The sequence below is a fragment of the Streptomyces enissocaesilis genome (genome assembly GCF_039533765.1).
GTDB lineage: Bacteria > Actinomycetota > Actinomycetes > Streptomycetales > Streptomycetaceae > Streptomyces > Streptomyces enissocaesilis.
The window spans coordinates 170,116-185,856 of sequence record NZ_BAAAUD010000005.1; the positions used below are offsets into that span (position 1 = coordinate 170,116).

Sequence of the window (15,741 nt, forward strand, 5' to 3'; positions counted from 1 at the left end):
CAGCGTAACTTAGCGTGCAAGCCTCCCACAGAGCCCAGACCAGCCCGCGCCACCGCCACTGAACCGCACGAGGGGTCCCGTGACCGTCCATCCCAGCCTCCAGCCCTACGCCGAAGCATGGACCCACTCCATCGAAGCGATATCCGAGCTGGTGACACCGCTCGTCGAGGGCGAGTGGAACCGCCGTACGCCGTGCCCCGGCTGGTCGGTGCGCGACATCGTCTCGCACGTCATCGGCATGGAGTGCGAGATGCTCGGCGATCCCCGGCCGATCCACTCGCTGCCGCGCGACCTGTACCACGTGACGTCGGAGTTCGCCCGGTACATGGAGATGCAGGTCGACGTACGGCGCCACCACACCGCGCCGGAGATGACCTCCGAGCTCGAATACACGATCATCCGCCGCGCGCGTCAGCTCCGCAACGAGACGCGCTCCCCCGACACCATGGTCCGCGCCCCGCTCGGCGCCGAGCAGACCCTGGAACTGGCCCTGCGGATGCGCGCCTTCGACACCTGGGTGCACGAGCAGGACCTGCGCACGGCGCTCGGCCGGCCCGGCAACCTCGACTCCCCCGGCGCGCTCGTCACCCGCGACGTCCTCGTCCAGGGGCTGCCGAAGGTCGTCGCGAAGGGAGCGGACGCGCCCGCCAACTCCGCGGTCGTCTTCGACGTGCACGGCCCGGTCGAGTTCATGCGCACGGTCCGCGTGGACGCGGAGGGCCGCGGCACGGTGGACGGCACGCCCTCGCTGGGCCCGCTCGCGACGATCGCCCTGGACTGGGAGACGTACGTGCGCCTGGCCTGCGGCCGGGTCCGCCCCGGCGCGGTCGCCGACCTGATCAAGGTCGAGGGCGACGAGGAGCTGGCGGACGCGATCCTGCGCAACTTCGCCGTCACCCCGTAGAGCCGCCACCCCCTGAGGCCGCCACCCCCTGAGGCGGTCACCCCTTGATGCGGCCGGCCCTTGAGGCCGTCGCCCCTTGAGGCGGTCACCCCTTGAGGCGGTCGCCTCCCGGCCCCGTCAGACCGGGACGTGCACCGCCTCGACGCGGCTGGCGACCAGGTGGTCCCGCTCCCGGCGCGCCGTGCGCTTGCGCAGGCGCAGGATCTGCGCGACCCCGGCCGCCTCCAGCACGAAGACCGAGGCGAACGCGATCCGGTAGTTGTCCCCGGTGGCGTCGAGCAGCACGCCCACCGCGAACAGCGTCGTCATCGAGGCGACGAAGCCGCCCATGTTGACGATCCCGGACGCGGTGCCCTGGCGCTCCGGCGGGTTGGCGGGCCGGGCGAAGTCGAAGCCGATCATCGAGGCGGGACCGCAGGCCCCGAGCACCGCGCACAGCGTGATCAGCAGCCACATCGGGGCGTGGTCGCCCGGGTACGCGAGGGTCGCCCCCCACAGCAGGGCGGTGGCCCCGACCGTGCCGAGGGCGAGCGGCGCGCGGGCCGCGCCGTGGCGGGCGATGAGCTGTCCGTACACCAGGCCGAGCGCCATGTTGGACAGCACGACGAGCGTCAGCAGCTCGCCCGCCGTCCCGCGCGAGAGCCCCTGCGCCTCGACGAGGAACGGCAGCCCCCACAGCAGCAGGAACACCATCGCCGGGAACTGCGTCGTGAAGTGCACCCACATCCCGAGCCGTGTCCCGGGCTCGCGCCACGCGGCGGCGATCTGCTGGCGGACGTAGGCCGCGCCCGCGTGCTCGGCGGGCGCCGGCGCGTGCCCCTCGGGGTGGTCCTTGAGGAACAGCAGCAGCAGTACGAGCACGACCACCCCGGCGAGCGAGCTGCCCGCGAAGGTGGCGGTCCAGCCGACGCCGTGCAGCATGCGCGCGATGACGAGCGTGGACATGAGGTTGCCCGCCATCCCGCAGAGCGCGGCGACCTGGCCGATGAGCGGTCCGCGGCGGGCCGGGAACCAGCGGGCGCCGAGCCGCAGGACGGCGATGAAGGTCATCGCGTCGCCGCAGCCGAGGAGGGCGCGGGCGGCGAGAGCCATGCCGTACGAGGGGGAGAGGGCGAATCCGAGCTGTCCGAGGGTGAACAGGGTGACGCCCAGGGTCAGGACCTTCTTCGTCCCGAGGCGGTCGACCATGAGGCCGACGGGTATCTGCATGCCCGCGTACACGAGGAGCTGGAGGATCGAGAACGTCGACAGCGCGGACGCGTTGACGTCGAACCGGTCGGCGGCGTCGAGCCCCGCGACCCCCAGGCTCGTACGGAAGATGACGGCGACGAAGTAGACGGCGACGCCGATGCCCCAGACGGCGACGGCGCGCCGGCCGCCGGGCGGGTCGCCGGGCAGGGAGGCGGCGGAGCCAGGAGGGCCGGGGGGAACGGAGGAGCCGGGAGGAACGGGGGGAACCCTCACCGGTCCTCACCCCGGACCAGCACCTTGACCCGGCCGACGTGGCGGCGTACGCACTGCGCGGCGCCTTCCGCGTCCCCCGCCCTGATGGCTTCGAGCATCTCGGCGTGCTCGGTGATGTTCTTGGCCACGCGGTCGGGGTGCGCCTCCATGATGGTGACGCCCATGCGCAGCTGACGGTCGCGGAGCTGGTCGTAGAGGCGGGAGAGGATCTGGTTCCCGGCGTTGCGGACGATCTCGGCGTGGAAGCAGCGGTCGGTGACGGCGACTTCGGCGAGGTCGCCCTCCAGGGCGCGTTGCTTCTGCTCCTCCAGCAGCTCTTCGAGCCGGGCGACGAGAGCGGGGGGCGCGGGAACGGCCCGGCGTACCGCGAACTCCTCGACCAGCAGCCGGGTTTCGACGACGTCCGCGATCTCCTGGGCGGAGACGGCGAGGACGAGGGCGCCCTTCTTCGGGTACAGCTTGATGAGCCCCTCGACCTCCAGCCGCAGCAGCGCTTCCCGCACGGGCGTCCTGGACACGCCGACGGCGTCGGCGAGGTCGCCCTCGGTGAGGAGGGTGCCGCCCTCGTAATGGCGGTCCAGCACACCCTTCTTGATGTGGGCGTAGACGCGCTCGGCGGCGGGGGGCCGCTTGCCGGGGACGGTGGCGGGACGGGCGGGAACCGGGGGCGCGGCAGGCATGCGCACAGCATAGATACAACAGGGGTGCAACAGAAACCGGCGTCCGCATCCCGGGACGGACCCGGAAGGGAGACCGGAAGGAAGCCCGGAGGAGGAGACGGAACGGAAAGCGGAACGGAAGGCGACTGCCGGACAGCGTTCGTTATACGGACACCGGTGATCGTCCGCAGGGAAATCCGCCCCGTCCACTCGCACTTGTGAACATCACCGATTCGACTGGCATATTCGGTTCGTCCCGTTCTACGTTCCGCCCTGGAGGTGGTCCGAATGAACGAACACGCCATGCCGCCGCAACACGAGGCGATCGACATCGGCGACTTCGCCTACGGCGCGACCGGGGCACGGCTGCGGAGGCTGACGATGCCCGACGGAAGCCACTGGTTCCCGGCATCCGACGTCTGCAGGAAGCTCGGGTACACCACGACCGGGAAGGCCCTTCTCGATCACGTCCCGGAAGAACACCGCAAGCGCCTCGAAACGGTGACCAGGAGCCACGGTCTCGGCATCCCCGCGGGCAGAGAGTGGCGCCGGGACCTCCAGCTCATCGATCTGCACGGGCTCGTCCTCCTCGTCAGCGGTTGTACGAAACCCGCCTGCGCGCCGTTCAGGGAATGGGTCGCCGAGGTGGTCCTGTCCGTCCAGCGGCACGGCTCCTACGCCCTCCCCCGGGCCGAGGTGCAGCCGTCGGACCCGGCAGCCCCCGCGGCCTACGCCATGCCGGCGCGGATCGCCGATGCCATCGTCCGGCTGGAGGAGCGGAACCTCCGGGCGGACGAGGAGTTCGCGGCCGTACAGCGCGAAGCGCTCGCGGCCCAGCGCGAATCCCTTGCCGCCCAGCGCGCGTCCCTCGCCGCGCACCAGGCGACCGCGCGGGCCATGGAGCGGATCGCGGACCGGCTCGACGTGCTGCTCACCGACCACGCCGCGCCGCCGGCCGTACGGCACCCGCGCCTCACCGCCGAGGCGGTGCTGGCCGACTGGAAAACGCGCATGTCGGTGACGGAGGACGTGTGGGCCGTGGCCGTCACCATCGCTCCCGTACTGGCCCAGGACGGTGAGCTCCGGCAGCCGCTCGAATCCATCGCGGAGCGGACGGGGCTGCCGGTGTCCCGTGTGGACGAGTGTCTGGGGCTCATGCGCGAACACGCGTGCATCCGCCCTGCGGACGGCACGGAGGAGGGGGCGCCGGTCTACGTCCTGCACCGGCCGTAGGTCCGGACCGTCCGGTGCGGCCCGGTGCGGTCCGGTGCGGTCCGGTGCGGTCCGGTGCGGTCCGGACCGGGAGGACGGCCCATGGAGAGAACGCCGCAAGCGACGGTCGACTGCGCGGACCCGCAGAAGCTGGCGGCCCTCTGGTGCGACGCGCCGGGTTACGTGGAGGAGCCGGCCACCGGGGCCGACGAGAGTCCCGGGTCGATCCTCGCCCCGGCGGGGCGGGGACACGGGTGTGGTTCCAGCGGGTCCCGGAAGCCGAGTGCGTCAAGAACCGGGTGCACCTCGGCGTGAAGGCGAGCGGTGGGCACGGCGTTCCGCCCGGCCTCCGGACCCGGCGCGTCACCGACACGGTGAGACGGCCGGCCGACGCCGGTGCGCCGGTGTTCCGGGTCCTGGACCGGCCCGGCATGGAGTTCCGCGCCGTCGTCCTCCAGGACCCCGAGGGCAACGGGTTCCGCGTCGGCCGAGCCCGGGAACAGCCGGGCCGGAAACCGGCCGGACCGGGCCCCGCCGTGCGGCGGGACCCGGTCCGGGGGAGGCGTCCGGGGGAAGCCCCCGGGGAAAGCGGATGCCTAGGCCCAGGTGATCAGGCGCTTCGGCTGTTCCAGTACGGCCGCCACGTCCGCCAGGACCCGGGAGCCCAGTTCGCCGTCGACCAGGCGGTGGTCGAAGGAGAGGGCGAGGGTGGTCACCTGACGGGGCTTCACCTTGCCCTTGTGGACCCACGGCTGGAGCTTGATCGCGCCGACCGCGAGGATCGCGGACTCGCCCGGGTTGAGGATCGGCGTACCGGTGTCGACACCGAAGACGCCGACGTTGGTGATGGTCACCGTGCCGCCCTGCATCGCCGCCGGAGACGTCTTGCCCTCACGGGCGGTGGAGACCAACTCGCCGAGCGCGGAAGCGAGTTCGGGCAGGGTCTTCACCTGGGCGTCCTTGATGTTCGGGACGATCAGGCCGCGCGGGGTGGCCGCCGCGATGCCCAGGTTCACGTACTCCTTGCGCACGATCTCCTGGTTCGCCTCGTCCCAGGCCGCGTTGACGTCCGGGTTGCGCCTGATCGCTACCAGGAACGCCTTGGCGACCAGGAGGAGCGGGTTGACCCGCAGGCCCGTCATGTCCTTGTCGGACTTCAGCTCCTCGACGAGCTTCATGGTGCGCGTGATGTCGAAGGTGATGAACTCCGTGACGTGCGGCGCGGTGAACGCGCTGTTCACCATGGCCGACGCGATGGCCTTCCGTACGCCCTTGATGGGGGTACGGGTCTCCCGGGCGCCGGTGGTGACCGGCCCGGCAGCCGCAGCGGGCTCCGGCGCGGACACCGGCTCGGGCTCCGCCCGCTGTGCCCGGGCCGCCTGTTCCCGCACCTGCTCCTGGGGTGCCGGAGCCGGGACCGCCGCACGGACGTCCTCGCGGGTGATGATCCCGTCGGGGCCGGTCGGCGTGATCGTGGCCAGGTCGATGCCCAGGTCCTTGGCGAGCTTGCGGACCGGGGGCTTGGCCAGCGGGCGGGACTGCCGGGGCTCCGGGGCCGCCGTGGCGCCGGAACCGTGGCCGTTGAGCTCCGCCTGGACGGCGGCGGCGACCGCCGCCGTCTCCGCCGGGGCCACCGCGCCCCTGCGCGGGCGGCGCTTGGTGGAGGCTTCGGACACGCCGTAGCCGACGAGCACCGGCTGGCGGGCCGCGGGCCTGGCTTCCGCCGGCTTCTCCGCCTCGGGCCCGGGCTCCGCCACCGGGGCCTGATCCGCAGCACCGGCCGTGTCCGTCCCCGGCGCCACGTCCACCGTGATGATCACCTGGCCGACATCGACCGTCACGCCCTCGTCGAAGCGCAGCTCGTGCACCACGCCGTCGTACGGGATGGGAAGTTCCACGGCGGCCTTCGCCGTCTCGACCTCGCACACCACCTGGCCGTCGGTGACCGTGTCGCCCGGCCGGACGTACCACTTGAGGATCTCGGCCTCGGTGAGCCCCTCGCCCACGTCGGGCATCTTGAACTCGCGGAAGCGCTGGGAGGCGGGGGTACGGGGAGTCTGGGAAGTCTCAGTCATCGTCACGGCTCTCCTCAGTACGCAAGCGAGCGGTCGACGGCGTCGAGTACCCGGTCGAGTCCCGGCAAGTACTCCTCCTCCAGGCGCGCCGGCGGGTACGGCGCGTGGAAACCGCCCACCCTCAGCACCGGCGCCTCCAGGTGGTAGAAGCACCGCTCCGTCATGCGGGCGGCGATCTCCGCGCCCGAGCCGTAGAAGACCGGGGCCTCGTGGACCACGACCAGGCGGCCGGTCTTCTCGACCGACGTCTGGACCGTGTCGAAGTCGATCGGGGACATCGACCGCAGGTCGAGGACTTCGAGGGACTTGCCCTCCTCGGCCGCCGCCGCTGCCGCCTCCACGCAGACCTTCACCATCGGGCCGTACGCCGCGAGCGTCAGGTCGGTGCCCTCACGCACGACGCGCGCCGTGTGGAGCGGGCCGGGAACGGCCTCGACGTCGACCTCGCCCTTGTCCCAGTAGCGCCGCTTCGGCTCGAAGAAGATCACCGGGTCGTCGCTCCGGATGGCCTGCTGCATCATCCAGTACGCGTCCGAGGAACTGGACGGCGAGACCACCTTCAGGCCGGCGACGTGCGCGAACAGCGCCTCCGGGGACTCGCTGTGGTGCTCGACCGCGCCGATGCCGCCGCCGTACGGAATGCGGATGACGACCGGCATCTTGATCGTGCCGAGCGAACGCGCGTGCATCTTCGCGAGCTGCGTGACGATCTGGTCGTACGCCGGGAAGACGAACCCGTCGAACTGGATCTCCACGACCGGGCGGTAGCCGCGCAGCGCGAGGCCGATCGCCGTGCCGACGATGCCGGACTCGGCGAGCGGGGTGTCGATGACCCGCTCCTCGCCGAAGTCCTTCTGGAGACCGTCGGTGACCCGGAAGACACCGCCGAGCTTTCCGACGTCCTCGCCCATGATCAGGACCTTGGGGTCGGTTTCGAGGGCCTTGCGCAGCGACTCGTTGATCGCCTTCGCGAGGGGAAGTTTCTGTACGGACTGAACGGACATGCTTACTTGCCCTCCCCTGACTCGGCCGCGAAGGACGCCTGGTAGGCGGCGAACTGCGCGCGCTCCTCGTCGACGAGGGCGTGGCCGTCCGCGTAGACGTTCTCGAAGATCGCCAGCTGGTCCGGGTCGGGCATGGCGCGCACCGCCTCGCGGACCCGCCTGCCGAGGCTCTCGCTCTCGGTCTCCAGCGCCTCGAAGAAGGCCGCGCCGGCGAGGCCCTCCTTCTCCAGGTACGTGCGCAGGCGCAGGATCGGGTCCTTCGCCTCCCACGCCTCGCGCTCCTCGTCGGCCCGGTACTTCGTCGGGTCGTCGGAGGTGGTGTGCGCACCCATCCGGTACGTGAACGCCTCGACCAGCGTCGGCCCCTCGCCCCGCCGCGCGCGCTCCAGCGCGTCGCGGGTCACGGCCAGGCAGGCGAGGACGTCGTTGCCGTCGACCCGCACGCCCGGGAAGCCGAAGCCCTGCGCGCGCTGGTAGAGCGGCACGCGGGTCTGGCGCTCGGTGGGCTCGGAGATCGCCCACTGGTTGTTCTGGCAGAAGAAGACGACCGGGGCGTTGTAGACCGCCGAGAAGGTGAACGATTCAGCGACGTCACCCTGGCTGGACGCGCCGTCGCCGAAGTACGCGATGACCGCGGAGTCCGCGCCGTCCTTGGCGACACCCATCGCGTAACCGGTCGCGTGCAGCGTCTGCGACCCGATGACGATCGTGTACAGATGGAAATTGTTGGTGCTGGGATCCCAGCCACCGTGGTTCACGCCACGGAACATTCCCAGCAGATTCGTCGGATCGACACCTCTGCACCAGGCGACACCGTGCTCGCGGTACGTCGGAAAGACGTAGTCGTCGTCACGCAGCGCACGGGCCGAGCCGATCTGGGCGGCCTCCTGGCCGAGCAGCGAGGCCCACAGGCCCAGCTCGCCCTGGCGCTGGAGAGCGGTGGCCTCGGCGTCGAAGCGGCGGGTCAGGACCATGTCCCGGTACAGGCCGAGCAGTTCGTCCGGGGTGAGGTCGATCGCGTAGTCCGGGTGCTCGACGCGTTCGCCCTCGGGGGTGAGCAGCTGTACGAGCTCCGGCTCGGATCGCTGGGGTTTCTTGGCGCTGACGCGCTTGGTGCTGCTGCGTCGCGGCTTACGCGCGGCAGTGCTCTCCACGGTCACGTGCGTGCTCCTCCGTCTGTCCGGCCCCCGGGGTCTGCCGGTGACCAGTGCGGCTCACCTGCTCGCGTCCTCGTGCACGGGGTGGGTGCGACTCGGCCGGGAACAGATGTGACAGGTGCCCCGGCGAAACGCCTGCCACAGGCACGTTACCCAGTGGGTCGCATAACTGCGAAACCCCGTTTGACCTGCAATTTTGCTTGGATATCCAAGTAAATCGCAGAATTCGGGAACAACCACTGGTCAGAGCCTTGCAGTCTGCCGGAACAACGGCACGTTATCCCGGCGACCTACGGCACGGGAAGAGTTCGTGTGTGAGGATGACGGCGTGCGCGAAGATGGAAAAATCACCGTATTTCTCGTCGACGACCACGAGGTGGTCCGGCGCGGCGTCCACGAACTGCTCTCCGTCGAGGACGACATCGAGGTGGTCGGTGAGGCGGGCACAGCCGCAGAGTCCCTGGTCAGGATCGTTGCGACCCGTCCCGACGTGGCCGTTCTCGACGTACGGCTGCCCGACGGAAGCGGGGTGGAGGTCTGCCGCGAAGTCCGCTCGCAGAACGAGGACATCAAATGCCTGATGCTCACCTCGTTCTCCGACGACGAGGCACTTTTCGACGCGATCATGGCCGGCGCCTCCGGATACGTGCTCAAAGCGATCCGCGGCAACGAGCTGCTGGCGGCCGTGCGTGACGTGGCGGCGGGCAAGTCGCTGCTCGACCCGGTGGCGACCGCCCGCGTCCTGGAGCGGCTGCGTTCGGGCAGCGCGGCCAAGGACGACAGCCGGCTCGCGCGCCTCACCGAGCAGGAACGCAGGATCCTCGACCTGATCGGCGAGGGCCTGACCAACCGGGTCATCGGCGAGCGGTTGCACCTCGCGGAGAAGACCATCAAGAACTACGTCTCCAGCCTGCTCTCCAAGCTGGGCATGGAACGCCGCTCGCAGGCCGCCGCGTATGTGGCGCGCAAGCAGGCGGAGGAGAGGCGCTAACCGCCCGCTCGCTTGCTCGCGGCTCCCGGTTCCTGGTTCGATTCGGGACTTCCGTCCCTTTTACGGGCCCCTGCCGGTGGCCGACAGTGAAGGGCATGCCCACCGAGCCCGCCGAGCCCGCCGAGCCCGCCGAAGGTCCATGCGCCGTCGAGCTCCTCCGCCGCGTCCCCTACGGCCGAGTCGTCACGAGCATGCGGGCCCTGCCCTTCCTCGCCGTCGCGCGTCACATCGTCGTGCGCGGGCGTGTGCTGCTGCGCATGCATGCGGGTTTCAACCACCACCAGGCCTGCCACGGCAGCGTGGTCGCGTACGGTGCGGACAACTTCGGCTGCGGTTCCGACGACGCCACCCTGTGGTCCGTCCAGTTCACCGGCACCGCCGAACTGTTCGAGCCGGCCACCGACGAGCTGGAACTCTTCGGCCGTGGCCCCCACCATGTCAACGGCGAGCTCTTCGATCCCGTCTACATGCGCATCGAACCGCAGTTCACCACCGTGCACACCTTGAGCGGTACCCCGGAGCAACGCTATGCGTACGCTCTGTGATCTAACATCTGACGGGTGTCACGCTCATCTGTATCCGCCCCTCCGCCGCCCGTCGGCCCCCTGCTGCGCCACTACCGCGACCCGGGCGAGCCGCTCTCCTGCGAGCCCGTGGCCCAGGGCCTGCTCAACCACGGCTACCGCCTCGTGACCACCCGCGGCGACTACTTCCTCAAGCACCACCTGGACGGCGACCGCGACACGATCAGACGCCAGCACCGCGCCACCCGCCACCTCCAGGCGTTCGGCGTCCCCGTCGCCCCGCCCGTCGAGGACACCCACGGCGGTACGGTCACGGTGATCGGCGGCCACTGCTACGCCCTGCACCCGTGGATCGACGGCCGGCACCGGGGCGGCGCCCAGCTCACGACGGCGGAGTCCCGGCGGCTCGGGGCGCTCCTGGGGCTCGTGCACACCTGCCTCGACCGGGTGATGGAGGAGGCCGCACGGCGTACGCACGACTGCGCCGACCCCGCCGACACCTTCACCCTGATCGACGGGCTGCTGACGCTCGCGCGCGGGCGGCGGCCCCGCGACGCCTTCGACGTACTGGCGGAACACCGCCTCCTGGAGCGGCGGACCCTCCTGGAGCGGCACGCCCACCGGCGGCCCCCGCCGGTCGCCGAGCCCGCCACCGGGTGGGTGCACGGCGACTTCCACCCGCTGAACCTGCTCTACCGGGGCGCCGAGCCCGCAGCGATCGTCGACTGGGACTGCCTCGCGGTGCAACCGCGTGCGGAGGAGGCGGTACGGGCCGCGGCGATCTTCTTCGTGCGGCCGGACGGGGAGCTGGAGCTGGCGAAGGTACGGGCGTACGCGGCGGCGTACCGGCGGGCGGCCGGGGCCGGGGCGGACGAGCTGGCCGCGGCGGTGCACCGGGTGTGGTGGGAGCGGCTCAACGACTTCTGGATACTGCGCTGGCGCTACCAGCTGAACGACCGCAGGGCCGACCCGCAGTTTCCTGCGGCGTCGGCCCTGGTGGTGTGGTGGACGAGGGAGTACGAGGCGGTGCGCGAGGCGTTCGCCGGGTGAGGGGCCCGGGTCAGGGGGTGGCGGCCCCGCCGGCCGCGTCCGTACCGCCGACATCCGTACCACCCGCGTCGGTGCCGCCGGTGTCGGTGCCACCCGCGTCCGTGCCGCCCGTGTCCGTGCCACCCGCGTCCGTGCCGCCCGTGTCCGTGCCACCCGTGTCGGTGCCACCGGTGTCCGTGCCACCGGTGTCCGTGCCGCCCGTGTCCGTGCCACCGGTGTCGGTGCCACCGGTGTCCGTACCGCCGTCCGTCGTCGTGCCCGGGGCGGTGCCCGTCGCCGACGGGGTGCTGCTGGGCGTGTACGACGGCGTACGGCTCGGGGGATACTTCGGGTACTTCTTCGACGGGGTCCAGCTCGGCTGCTGACCGCCGGTGGAGGTGCCCGGGTCGGTGCCGGGCGAGGACTCGTCGTCCGAGGGCTTCGCCGTCTTCTCGTCCGTCTTGGTCGGGGTGGAGGAGACCGACGGGTTCTTGTCCTTGTGGTCCGTGCCGCCGCCGCCGTTGTCGTCCGGCCGGTTCATCGCGAAAGCGACGCCCGCCGCGATCGCGACGACCGCGAGCACCGCGAAGATCCACATCCTGCCGCGGCCGCTCCCGCCGCCGCCGTGCCCGCCGTCGTACGCCCCGTCGTGCGGGTTCATCGGCGGCAGTATCGCGCCGCCCGCCTGCATCTGCGAGGTGTCGCCGTGGTTCGGGTGGCCCATCACGGTCGTCGCGTAGGCACCCCCGGCGGGGGTGTGGCCGCCCTCGTGCACTTCCACGGGGCCGGTGTTCCAGGTGCCGGTGTGGCTGCCCTGCTCCTGGAGCATCGACAGGCCGTACTGGATGAGCCCGCGCATCTCCTCGGCGCTCTGGAACCGGTCGTCCGGGTCCTTGGCGAGGGAGCGCATGACGAGCCCGTCGAGCTCGGGCGGCGCCACGTCCGAGATCTCGGACGGAGGTACGGGGATGTCCTGCACGTGCTGGTAGACCACCGAAAGGGGGGTCTCGCCGGTGAAGGGGGGCCGCAGCGCGAGCAGCTCGTAGAGCAGGCAGCCCGTCGCGTACAGGTCGCTGCGGTGGTCGACGGCCTTGCCCAGCGCCTGCTCCGGCGAGAGGTACTGGGGCGTGCCCATGACCATGCCGGTCTGGGTCATGGTCGACTGCGCGCCGTGCAGGGCGCGCGCGATGCCGAAGTCCATGACCTTGACCGCGCCGCTGTGCGTGATGATCACGTTCGCGGGCTTGATGTCGCGGTGCACGATGCCGTGCTGGTGGCTGTACGCGAGCGCTTCGAGCACGCCGGAGACGATGATCAGCGCCTGCTCGGGGCCGGGGGCCTCCGCGTTCTGGAGCAGCTCGCGGATCGTACGGCCCTCGACGAGCTCCATCACGATGTAGGGGACGACGCTTCCGCCGACCTGGTCCTCGCCGGAGTCGTACACGGCGACCACGGCGTGGTGGTTCAGGCCGGCGACCGACTGTGCCTCACGCGTGAACCGCGCCTTGGAGGTGGGGTCCTCCGCAAGATCGGAGCGGAGCAGCTTCACCGCCACGGTACGGCCGAGCCGTACGTCCTCGGCGGCGAACACTTCCGCCATGCCGCCACGGCCGAGGCGGTGCGTCAGCCGGTAGCGGCCATCGCCGACCAATCCGCCCATACCCCATGATTCCGGGGCGTCCGACACTCCGCCGCCGCTTCCCTCGGGTTCGGGTGCCATCAGTCCTCGCCGTCGTTTCTGTCCACGTCGCGTTCGCGGTGGTCCTCAGGGCCTCAAGGTTCTCCGCCACGTCACGCTACAGCCTCCGCGCGGCGCGCCGGTCCGGGATGGACCGGCCATCAAACCCGTTGCCGATGTACCCGTGCAAATTCCGGGCCCCTGCCGGACCCCTGCCGGGCTCGCGCCGGGCCCTCGCCGGACTCCCGCCGGGTCCGTGCCGGGCCCCTGGCTGTAACGCTTGCGCGACGCTTGTGGCGCGTACGGTCACGGAACGGGCACCGCGCTTGACGTGTCAGTGCCCTCGGGCAGACTTGGCCCGTAAATCTTGCGCTGAGGGGGAAGCACGGTAATGAGCCAGGACGGCGGACAGGGCCGCTACGCGGGCGGCTCGGTCGCGGGCGGGCGGTACCAGCTGCGCGACCTGCTCGGAGAAGGCGGCATGGCGTCGGTGTACCTCGCGTACGACTCCGCGCTGGACCGCCAGGTGGCCATCAAGACGCTGCACACGGAACTGGGGCGCGAGCAGTCGTTCCGCGAACGGTTCCGGCGCGAGGCGCAGGCGGTCGCCAAGCTTTCCCACCCCAACATCGTCTCCGTCTTCGACACCGGTGAGGACGCGCTGGACGGCGCGTTGATGCCGTACATCGTCATGGAGTACGTCGAGGGGCAGCCGCTCGGCTCCGTCCTCCGGGCGGACATCGAGCAGTACGGCGCCATGCCGGCCGACAAGGCGCTCAAGATCACGGCGGATGTGCTGGCCGCGCTGGACACCAGTCACGAGATGGGCCTGGTCCACCGCGACATCAAGCCCGGCAACGTGATGCTGAACAAGCGCAATGTGGTCAAGGTCATGGACTTCGGCATCGCGCGCGCCATGCAGTCCGGCGTCACGTCGATGACGCAGACCGGCATGGTCGTCGGTACGCCGCAGTACCTCTCGCCCGAGCAGGCCCTGGGGCGCGGCGTCGACGCGCGCTCCGACCTGTACTCGGTCGGCATCATGCTGTTCCAGCTGGTGACGGGACGGCTGCCGTTCGACGCGGACTCGCCGCTCGCCATCGCGTACGCACACGTCCAGGAGGAGCCGGTGGCTCCTTCGTCGATCAACCGGTCGATCCCGCCGGCAGTCGACGCCCTCGTCGCGCGGGCGCTGAAGAAGAACCCGAACGAGCGGTTTCCCAGCGCGGCCGCGATGCGCGACGAGTGCGCGCGGGTGTCGGGGTCGGGTCAGACGGGCGCCACCCCGGTGATCGTCGGTGGCAGTCCGGCGGCGCAGAGCGGGTCCGGGGTCGGGGCGGCGGTCTTCCCGCCGGTCGAGCAGACGGGTTACCCGCAGAGCGGCAGCGTCCAGACGCCGTACCAGCCGGGCCCGGCACCGTACGGGCCGCCGACGCCCGCCCCGGGCCCCGCGCAGCAGGGGTACGGGTATCCGGCGCAGGCGGCGCACCATACGCCCGCTCCTTCGCCGTACGCGACGCACGGGATGCAGCACGGCGGGCACGGCATGCAGGGCGGCCAGGGCGGGCAGACCCCGCCGCCGTACACGATGTCGCCCCGGATGGCGCCGGGTCAGGGGGGCGGGAACGGCGGCGGCAACCGGAACATGCCGGTGGTCGTGGGGGCGGTCGTGGTCGCGCTGCTGGCGATCGGCGGCCTGGTCACGGCGCTCTCGCTCAGGGACGACCCGAAGGGCGGGAACGAGGGCGGCGCCGACCCCACCGAGAGCGCGGTGGCGGCCAAGCCCGGCTACAAGGGCCCGGACCGCTCCAGGACCATGAAGACCACCGACTGCTCGCCCGGCAGGGAGTCGATGTCGGACCCGGAGAAGGTCGTGGTGCCGAGCTTCCTCTACAAGGACATCCGCTCGGTCAAGCTGTGTCTGAACGCGGCGGGGTGGAAGCTCAAGGAGACCAAGGTCGACGACCCCACCTGGGGCGAGGACACGGTGGTCAACCAGTACCCCAAGCGCGATGCCGACATCGATCCCGAGGACTTCACGATCGAGCTGGAAGTCGCCACCGGCAACCCGCCCTCGGACTAGACCGGACGGCCGAACGGAGCGTTTCGACCCCGTTCAGGCCGGCTTGACAGCGTCTGTCCGGTTCGGGCCGGTTCGGTGTGGATGCACGGAAGGGGCCCCGCGCGCAACACCGCGGGGGCCCCTTTCGTGTGACCCGGGGTGCCGGAGGTGTGGCGGCGTGTGACGCTGGGTCCGGCATCCCAGCGGCGGACACAGCGGTCCGGCGCATCTCGGCACAGGAGGCGGAGTCCCATGGCTGTCCGGTTCGCGGCGGTGGGGGTGGCCGCGGTGCTGGCACTGCCGGCCCCGGGGGCGTACGCCGGCGAGCGTGCGCCGGACCCGACGCCCGCACGTACCTCAGCACCCCTTTCCGCCCCCGACTCCGCCTCCTCACCCCTGTCCACTTCGTTCACTTCCTCGTCTTCCTCGTCCGGGCCCGCCTCCGCAGGAGAGCCGGGGCCGGGCGCCGGAGCGTCCGACGGTTCGAAGCGGTTCTCCGGTCCCACCGTCGCGCCCTCCAGGAGCCTGGCCGGGAGGCCGGCCGGGGAGGGGCGTACACGGCCGGGAAGGACTCCCGGGAAGAACGCGGCTCCCAGCGGGAGCGGGTCCGCCACGGCGGAGGCGGCCGAGAGCGGCGGTGCGAGCCCGTCGGGCAGTACCGGCGCCCCGCGCAGCCCCTCGGCGTCCGCGTCCGGCTCGGCTTCCGCGTCGGCGAGCGCCTCGGCCACCCCCCGTGAGGCGTACACGCCCACACCCGGGGACGTCCACGAAGAGGCGCTGGAGGACCCCTGGCACGAGTCCGCCGCCTCCCCCTCCCACGCCGTCCCGCCGGGCGCCGCCCACGAGGGGTCCCAGCAGGCCGTCGCACAGTCAGGACCCCTGGGCGTCCATGTGCTTCCACTGGGAGTGGGGCTCTCACTGGTCGGGCTCGGGCTCGGGTTCCTGGGGCTCCGGCTGCGGCGCGGCTGACCTGACCCGGCCG

General features: G+C 71.5%; 13 protein-coding genes and 1 pseudogene. 8 read left to right on the forward strand and 6 right to left on the reverse strand.

Going from position 1 to position 15,741, the window contains the following annotated elements; translation table 11 throughout:
• Positions 1-79: 79 nt before the first annotated feature.
• Positions 80-904, forward strand: coding sequence for a maleylpyruvate isomerase family mycothiol-dependent enzyme (locus tag ABD374_RS01640; RefSeq protein ID WP_344489374.1), 825 nt, complete (start codon positions 80-82; stop codon positions 902-904).
• Positions 905-1,021: 117 nt separating this feature from the next.
• Here the strand turns inward: ABD374_RS01640 and ABD374_RS01645 are convergent, their stop codons facing one another.
• Together ABD374_RS01645 and ABD374_RS01650 are read right to left on the reverse strand one after the other, a co-directional pair.
• On the reverse strand, positions 1,022-2,302 hold the full coding sequence (locus ABD374_RS01645; RefSeq protein WP_344489532.1) for an MFS transporter: 1,281 nt from the start codon (positions 2,300-2,302) through the stop codon (positions 1,022-1,024).
• A 62-nt stretch (positions 2,303-2,364) separates the two neighbouring features.
• On the reverse strand, positions 2,365-3,048 hold the full coding sequence (locus ABD374_RS01650) for a GntR family transcriptional regulator (protein WP_344489377.1): 684 nt from the start codon (positions 3,046-3,048) through the stop codon (positions 2,365-2,367).
• 267 nt (positions 3,049-3,315) lie between these two features.
• Between ABD374_RS01650 and ABD374_RS01655 the strand changes: the two genes are divergently transcribed.
• Positions 3,316-4,260 carry a BRO-N domain-containing protein gene (locus ABD374_RS01655; protein WP_344489380.1) on the forward strand — a complete coding sequence of 315 codons (945 nt, stop codon included), beginning with the start codon at positions 3,316-3,318 and terminating at the stop codon, positions 4,258-4,260.
• A gap of 233 nt (positions 4,261-4,493) precedes the next feature.
• Positions 4,494-4,664 (forward strand): annotated as a pseudogene (locus tag ABD374_RS01660) (VOC family protein); the annotation flags it as partial.
• A gap of 171 nt (positions 4,665-4,835) precedes the next feature.
• Here ABD374_RS01660 and ABD374_RS01665 read toward each other — a convergent pair.
• Genes ABD374_RS01665 through pdhA form a run of 3 tightly spaced genes read right to left on the reverse strand, consistent with a single transcriptional unit; the run spans position 4,836 to position 8,478 of the window.
• Positions 4,836-6,314 (reverse strand): dihydrolipoamide acetyltransferase family protein, encoded by a 1,479-nt coding sequence (locus ABD374_RS01665; protein ID WP_344489383.1) that lies wholly within the window; start codon positions 6,312-6,314, stop codon positions 4,836-4,838.
• 14 nt (positions 6,315-6,328) lie between these two features.
• The gene (locus tag ABD374_RS01670; RefSeq protein ID WP_344489387.1) at positions 6,329-7,318 is read right to left on the reverse strand and encodes an alpha-ketoacid dehydrogenase subunit beta; all 990 of its coding nucleotides are present in this window, start codon (positions 7,316-7,318) and stop codon (positions 6,329-6,331) included.
• 2 nt (positions 7,319-7,320) lie between these two features.
• The gene (pdhA, locus tag ABD374_RS01675; RefSeq protein WP_344489390.1) at positions 7,321-8,478 is read right to left on the reverse strand and encodes a pyruvate dehydrogenase (acetyl-transferring) E1 component subunit alpha; all 1,158 of its coding nucleotides are present in this window, start codon (positions 8,476-8,478) and stop codon (positions 7,321-7,323) included.
• A gap of 325 nt (positions 8,479-8,803) precedes the next feature.
• On the opposite strand from pdhA, the gene ABD374_RS01680 reads away from it, so the two are divergent.
• From ABD374_RS01680 to ABD374_RS01690, 3 genes are all read left to right on the forward strand, one after another.
• Positions 8,804-9,466 carry a response regulator gene (locus tag ABD374_RS01680; RefSeq protein WP_344489393.1) on the forward strand — a complete coding sequence of 221 codons (663 nt, stop codon included), beginning with the start codon at positions 8,804-8,806 and terminating at the stop codon, positions 9,464-9,466.
• 95 nt (positions 9,467-9,561) lie between these two features.
• Complete coding sequence (locus ABD374_RS01685) at positions 9,562-10,011, forward strand: pyridoxamine 5'-phosphate oxidase family protein (RefSeq protein ID WP_344489395.1); 450 nt, start codon at positions 9,562-9,564, stop codon at positions 10,009-10,011.
• 15 nt (positions 10,012-10,026) lie between these two features.
• Complete coding sequence (locus tag ABD374_RS01690) at positions 10,027-11,040, forward strand: phosphotransferase (RefSeq protein ID WP_344489398.1); 1,014 nt, start codon at positions 10,027-10,029, stop codon at positions 11,038-11,040.
• Between the two features lie 10 nt (positions 11,041-11,050).
• Here ABD374_RS01690 and ABD374_RS01695 read toward each other — a convergent pair whose 3' ends face one another.
• On the reverse strand, positions 11,051-12,739 hold the full coding sequence (locus tag ABD374_RS01695) for a protein kinase domain-containing protein (protein ID WP_344489401.1): 1,689 nt from the start codon (positions 12,737-12,739) through the stop codon (positions 11,051-11,053).
• Between the two features lie 349 nt (positions 12,740-13,088).
• Between ABD374_RS01695 and ABD374_RS01700 the strand changes: the two genes are divergently transcribed.
• Together ABD374_RS01700 and ABD374_RS01705 are read left to right on the forward strand one after the other, a co-directional pair.
• On the forward strand, positions 13,089-14,780 hold the full coding sequence (locus ABD374_RS01700; RefSeq protein ID WP_344489404.1) for a Stk1 family PASTA domain-containing Ser/Thr kinase: 1,692 nt from the start codon (positions 13,089-13,091) through the stop codon (positions 14,778-14,780).
• A 231-nt stretch (positions 14,781-15,011) separates the two neighbouring features.
• On the forward strand, positions 15,012-15,728 hold the full coding sequence (locus ABD374_RS01705) for a hypothetical protein (RefSeq protein WP_344489407.1): 717 nt from the start codon (positions 15,012-15,014) through the stop codon (positions 15,726-15,728).
• Positions 15,729-15,741 lie beyond the last annotated feature (13 nt).